The organism is Streptomyces sp. GC420 (assembly GCF_009916105.1).
Classification (GTDB): domain Bacteria; phylum Actinomycetota; class Actinomycetes; order Streptomycetales; family Streptomycetaceae; genus Streptomyces.
Map to the genome: position 1 here is coordinate 1 of NZ_JAAAXQ010000376.1, position 7,324 is coordinate 7,324.

1 pseudogene is annotated in these 7,324 nt (G+C 71.4%); it reads left to right on the top strand.

The window, feature by feature from the left end:
- Window positions 1-108: 108 nt before the first annotated feature.
- A pseudogene (locus tag GUY61_RS31535) lies at window positions 109-7,324 on the top strand (hypothetical protein); the annotation flags it as partial.

The window sequence follows — 7,324 nt, forward strand, 5'->3', positions numbered from 1 at the left end:
CCCGCGGTCCCGCCCGCGGTCCCGCCCGCGAAGACACCGCCCGGTGGCGCCTCCAGACCGGACGCCGGAAAGCCCCTCCCTCCCCCGCCGCAGTCCTTCGGCCAGGACATGACCGACATCTTCAGGAAGCATCTGCCGGGCACGGCCGGACCGAACCCGGAGAAGTCGGCACGCAACTTCATCAAGGACGTGGGGGACGCCTTCGAGCGGCGCTTCGGCGGCTCGGAGGCCCGCGACGCGGGCCGGCAGTGGGCGTCGACCCTGCTCATGGCGACCGGCCGGAAGGAACTGCCCGACGCTCTGGGCGAGGCCCTCAAGCCCATCGCCGACCGGCTCGACGACCGGGTGACCGAGGTCCTGACGCGGGGCACCGCGGACGCGCTGGGCAAGAGCATCCTCGAGTCGATGCGGGACGGGGTCGCCAGGGGCCTGTTCGACGGCGCCCACGCGGCGGTCTCGGAAGGCACGTACAACCTCCTCTTCTCGGAGGAGCACACCTTCACGACCTCCGGGCTCACCTTCGGCTCCGGCATCGTCGAGGGCCGCCTGAGCAACCTGCTGGAGACCGGCGGCGAAAAGCTCGGGCTCGGGCTGCGCGACTCCCTCGGCATGAACCCGCCGGATCTCGGCAGCACCGCGAGCAGTGAACGGCCGAGCCTCACCGACGACATGCCCAACCTCGCCCTGGACGAGTTCTTCGCCGAAGCGGACGGAGAGCCAGGCACCGGTACGGGCGACGGCCAGGGAGCCCCGACGCCGATCACCACCACCTCCGCGCCCGCCGCAGGGGCCACCGGGGCCGCTCAGGGTGCGTCCGGCGGCTCCTCCTCAACCACGCCGCCGAACACCGCGAACACCGCGAACAGTTCGGGTGCCTCGGGCAGCTCGGCCGCGTCCCCCTCCTCGGCCACGTCCCCCTCCTCGACCGCCTCCCGGGACAAGGCGCAGGGTGGTCAGGCACCCCCCGCATCCCCCTCCGGCACCGGCGCCGACACGAGCGCACCGGTCCGGCCGGCCGGCGTCGCCACGGAGAGCGGCACCGTCCCGGGCGGGGACACCGCCCCGGCGAACCGGAACGACAACGAGGCGGCCCGGCAGACCGACTCCCCCACCACAGAGGGGAACCCCGGCCCTCCGGCCACCCCCGTCACGACCACGTCCGCCTACGAGGAGACACGGACCGAAGGGAAGCTCGCAGCCGACCCGGAATCCGTGGACTGGGACACCAGCAGAGCTCCGGACACCGCCCTTCCCGTACCGCAGGCCGCAGAAACGGAGGTGGTCCACCAGGACACCTCCGACGACGACAGCGACACGGAAAGCTGGTTCTCCGCCGACACAGGCGACGAAACAGACGGTGGAGACACCGAAGGCGGTGAAACCGAAGGCGATGAACACGCCCCGGTTGCGGCTCGGGCCCCCCTCTCGGCGGCGGTGCGAAATCTCGGGACCGACCGTGGCGGGGTGCCGGGAGGAGTGCAGTTCTCGCCGCTTGACCCCGAGACCGTCAGCGCCCTGCACGATCAGGTCCTGAATACCCTGGCAGTGACGGATGAGGACCGGGCCGAGGTCGACGGACAACTGGCCACCCTGCTGAGCGCCCAGACCCTCCACGACAACCGGGTCATGCTGCTGAGCCCTGACGGACATCGGGTCCACCTGGCCTACAGCGGCGCCACCCACACCGTCGTCGTCCGGCTGCTGCTGTCCGACCCGGCCCCCTCCCTCATGTACGGGCAGGCGAGGCGGGTCCCCCCGCGCAACAACGAGGACCGCCGCTCCGCCGGTTACGACACCAATTCCCAGGGCGGCACGACCTCCGTGCGCACACTCTCGCTGCCCTCCTGGACGGGCGCCTTCCCCGCGGGGCAGAACGGCTCCACCGTGCCGAAGCTGCCCGGATCCTGGAACCGGGTCATCAGCCTCCCCGTTTCCGCAGTCCCCACCGTGACGCTGGGCCGGAACACCCTGTCCACCACGGTCACCCAGTCCGTCGTCTCGACCAGTCTGCTGCGCAGCAGCGAACCGGCGACCCCGTACGACTACAAGGCCTCATGGGACGTCAGCATCCCGGCGGTGCCGACCGTGAGCGGAGCCGAAGACCTCATGTCCGCCGCGTTCGAGGGCACGGACGATCAGGCAGACCAGGCAGACCAGGCAGACCAGGCAGAAAACCTGGTCGAGGGCAACGACGCCATCCCTTTGCGGACGCTCAGTCGCGGCGACACGGACTTCATCGTCACAGTGCCGGGCCCCAGCACCGACACAGGCGCGGGCGTAGGCCCCAGCACCGACACAGGCGCGAGCACAGGTACGGGCCCCAGCACCGACACGCAGGGGGATCAGAACCCGGAGAGCACCAATGAGCGGGGCCCCCTCGGCGGTGAGCAGAATTCAGCGCACCACATCGTCACCGCCTGGTTTCCCGCGCATCTCGTCCAGCCCGTGCCCGACGGCGGCGAGGGCCCCGCGTCCTTCTTCTCGGACGACCCTCAGGCATTCCGCGAGCACCTGGACAAGCTGCCCCTGTGGGCGATGGACTCGATGGTCGATCCGGGCAGTCTGCTGCGGCACGTCAGGCAGCGGTACGGCACTGAGCTCGGCCGGCTCTCGCCCGAATCCCTGGCCGCCGTGGAGCGGTTCTTCGGCGCCCAGCACCAGCTCGGGGCCCTCCCTCTGCAGTTTCCGCGGCCCGGTCAGGACGCCGGCGACGCCGCGGGCACGCTCTCACCGATCCTGCTGGACAAGGACGGCCGGGCGCTCGGGATGTTCCGGATCGTCGCGGAGGTGTCCCCACGCCAGGGGGGCGGCCTGCGCGACATCGAGGTCGACAACCGGTTCAACTTCGAGCGCTCCCTCGACCGAGTGATCAAGGTGGACTCGCTTTCCAAGTCTTCACTCACCCTGGGCGGCGAGGTGTCGATCGGGGTGAATCCGAACTGGTCGGCCCCCGCTTCCAATTCTCTGCTGTGGGACTTCCAGGTCGGCCTCGGCACCGCGCTCAAGGGCGGCGGCAGCTGGCAGAAGGACCGTGGCTTCGGCGCCGGCTCCACCCACAACACCCTGCACAACCTGCGGGCGAACCGCGGGCACGTGCTGACCCCTGCGCAGGTGACGTACCGGGTGACCTTCATCTCCGCGGACGGGAGCGTCCGGCCGGACACGTCAACCGCGGAGGCCGCGGCGCCCGCGACCGTATCCGTCCTCACCACCGATGTGTGGATACGTACCCTGCACCCGGACACGGTCAACGGCACCGTCCCCGACAGCGCGCCGAGGCCGCCCGCCGAGGTGGCGGCCCTGACGTCTCTCGGACTGACCGCGACTCCCCTGGCCCTTGACGGTGCGGGAGTACGCGCGCTCCTGCAGAGCGCCCGCAACTGGCTTCAGGAGAACGGCTATCTGCCCGAAGCAGGCAGGCCGGAGGCCTTCAGGGACGAGCGCCTGAGCAAGGCACGCCTGGAGAACCTGCGGAAGCTGACACTGCTGACCTCGCCGATCAGCCTCCAGGCCGGAGTGGACGAGATGATCGACGGCGGTTACGTCATCCACTTCAACAAGCCGGTCATCGGCGGCGGCAACGACCGGGTGGCGCTGCATCTGGGCCTGAGCCCCGCCGCGGTCTCCGGCGGCGGACCGAGCCGCGACGTCAGCCACCGGCGGACGATCACCGGTGTCATCAACCCGAACATCAGCGGCCTGTCCGTACCGGGAACCAGCCAGACGGCGCGGACTGTCTCCATGTGGCTCGGAGGCAACGCCGAACTCGGCGGCTCCGCCGCGAACCCCGTACAGGGCGCGGCCAGTGGCGAGCTCAAGGGAACGAAGCAGAACGCCGATGTCCTGACCGTCGGTGCCGGGCTCGCCTATTCGCAGCAGATCGCGACGAGCAACCAGGCCGCCGAGGTCTTCCGCATACCGGCCGTGCTCAGCCTGGACATCCGGGCAAAAGGGGAGTCGCTGTACACCTACGACTCCGAGGTCTTCGCGCCCGCCGACACGGAACCCGGCGCCGGGGCCGATACCAGGGCGTACCTGGACGTCGCCCTGCCCGCGAGTCGGACCCTGCCGGCCGTCACCCAGCCCCCGGGTCAGGCCCAGGGCCAGGACCAGGGACAGGACCAAGTGCAGGCCCAGGACCAAGTGGAGGCCCAGGACCGGGGACCGGAGCGGGAGCGGACACCGGGGCAGTCCGAGATACGGCCGGAGGAGGAGAGGCGGGAGCAGGAGGAGCCCCGGGAACAGGACCGGGAAGAGACACGGGACCCGGGCAGTCTGCTGCCCAACGGCTCCCTGGTCGACATCCTGCGCGGCAGCAAGGAGCTGCACACGCTCGTGAGCGACCTGCTTCAGGAGCCGCCGCCGGCCCTGGCGCCGTCCGGATCGCCTTCGACCGGATCGTCGTCGTCCGGACGACCGGACCGTCCGGCGGGCGATCGTATGCCGGGCGGTTTCCCCGTCACCCCCCTGCTGCCGGTCGGTCCGCTGCTGCCGACGCACACCGTCACCACCGGCTCTTACTCCACCCTGTGGTCCTGGGCCGTGGAAGGCGCCAGGTCCCTGGCCGGGTGGGCCCTGAACGCCTCCACGACGGCGCGGCACACACCGACGGGCGACAACCTCGCGTCCGAGGGGATATCGCTGGGAGAAGCCCTGCACGCCCAGCTCACCCCCGCAGCCCTGTCCGCCCGCGCCCATCAGATGGTCAAGGGCGTGTACGTCATCGACGACCTCTTCGTGCCCGGCGCCCTCTTCGGCACCGACCTCATCGTCGAGATCCGCGCCCGACTGTCCAATCCCCGCAGCCTCGGCGAGGTCACCCAGTACGGCGAGATCGACCTCGGACTCGTCGACAACGCCTCCCGGCAGACCGCCCGTACCTCCTCCCTGGAAGGGAGCGGCGGCTTCCAGCTGAAGCCCGCGCCGCCCGCGGCCGGCGGGCAGACCAGTGCCAAGACAGTGTCCGGCAGTGGGGGCGCCAAAGCGGTATACGGCAGGGGCGGCACCCGGGCGGTGACGGCCGCCGTGTCCACGACGGTGACGCGAGTGCCTTCCGAAAGCGGCCGTCACTTCCGCATCAGTGCCGACATCACCTACGAAGTGACGGTGCGCCGCGGCACGCGTGGTGGCCCGGTGGCCCGCACCGCGGATGTCACCGGTCCTCGGACGGTCACCATCGAGGGCGGAATGCAGTTCCTGGCCACACCGGAGCAGTTGCGGCGCGATCAGGGCCGGCTGATCGACCTACTGGGCCTGGACGAGCCGCGCGTGGACCCGAGGCCCCAGGACGTCCGGCTGCCGTACCGGTTCGTGCAGGGGGGAACTCTCGGCCTGGCGGTCGTACTGGACGTCACGCCGCTCAGCGGCCCGCTGCCGGCTCCCGCAGCCGCACCGGCACCAGCCCCCGCGGAAGGTGCGCCCGCAGAAGGTGCTCCCGCCGCCGGAGAGGCTCCCGCCGCCGGGGAGCCGAACCCCGTGCCCCGGATCGAGCGCGATCTGTACCAGCGTCGGCTGACCGAGCTGGTGGAGACCCAGGCGCCGGGCTCCCTCACTCCGGGCGGCCCGCACTACGTGCCCGGACTGCGCCAGCGGCTCGCGGACTTCACCTCCCCCGCCGCCATGGCAGCACTCACCGGCCGTGGCAATGACCAGCCGCTCACCTTCACGTTCCCGTACCCGACCAGCCTGGGGACGAAGGACGTCACGGTGCACCTCGCGGCCCGCTCGGGCTGGGACGGGGAACAGCTCCTGCGGGTGAGAGGGCGTACCGCCGGGGCGGGCGCCGGATTGGAGAACTTCACCCAGCACGCGCCCGACAACATCACCGAGACGCGGAGCCGGACCACCAAGTGGGCATCCACCCTGTCCGCGGGCCTCTCCGTCAAAACCGTCGGGAACAGCAAGCACAAACTGGGTCTCGCCCCGGCAGCCACGCACGCCACCACCCGCACCGACTCGGTCACCACCACGAGCACAGCCGAGGACCGCCTCTGGATGCGCACGGACGGGGGAGCGGAGTTCCGGCTGGCGTGGACCTTCACGGCGTCGGTGGAGACCGACGGACGATCGCGCTCCATCGACGATGTGAACGCCGCTGTCACCGTCCGCTTCGCCATGGACGAGAACCCCCTGGTCCCGGACGACGCGGCCGCTCCGGGCGGCCGTCTGCCCGTGGGTATGTGGGAGGTGGACCCGAGGACCGAGATCGGGCTGCTGAACGCGGTGCCGCTGCGGCCCACGGGGACGGAGTCCGTCTACGGGGTCACCCATCACCGCGAGTTGCTGCGGGCGGTCCACACGGTGGCCCCCGGGCTCGCGGCCGGCGGCACTCTCACCAGCGGCGCGAGCGACGAGGCGGCGGCCGTACGGCTGACGGAGCTGCTGCACGGCGGCGCGATCACCGTCGACTCGCTGCGGCAGGCTGCGGGACTCGGCGGTTCCGCACCCCGCGCCGACGGCGGGACTCCGGTGCGGATGACCACGCGACTGCTGCGGCCGAGGATCATCGGCAACAGCCGCGGTGTCACCATCGACCGGGTACGGCAGACCGGTTCCGGCCTCAGCGCGGCCTCCTCCGTCTCGCGTGTCTACGGCTTCTCCCTCGGCGTGAACCACACCGCCGACAGCAGCGGAAGGAACACCCTGGGGGCCTCCACCACGCCCTTCCAGTACCAGACGGTGCCCCAGGGCCAGGGCGGCGGCGTCTCCGCGGGTGAACGCCGCTGGACGAAGCTCGGCACGCCGGGGCTGTCCACAGCGACGAGCGGCCTGCTCACGTACGAGGTCGAGGTCGACACGGTGACCACCGTCACCGGCCCCGACGGGAAAGTCCGCTACGTCACCGGCACAGCGCTGCTCAGGGTCTCCGATACGGATCTGCGGGGCCACGGCATCCTGCCCAGCGACCCTGATGACGGCGTCTGGGACCTGCCCGAGCAGGCCGCCGAGGAGCCTTCACTGATTCAGGAGATCACCGCGTATCTGGCGCAGCAGCCCGACGGTCAGCAGGGCGGTGAGCGCCCGCTGCCGCAGCTGTGGCTGGCACTCGGGCCGCAGGACGGCGCCGCGGGGCAGGAGGCCGCCAAGGTCCGTGCCGCCGCCATCGCCACCGCGCTCGGATCCCCGGTCGAACTGGCACTGCACGACGACGCCGGCATCCGGTACGTGGCCTTCACCGCAGAGGGTGTGGAGAGCGCGGACCTTCGCGGCGGCCCGCGAGGGGAGTCGCTCGCCTCCCAGCCCCTGAGCCGCCCCGAACCGCTGCCACGCCCCCCGGTCGCCACCGTCTCCCGGGGCACCCCGGCCCAGAACACCGCGCACGCAC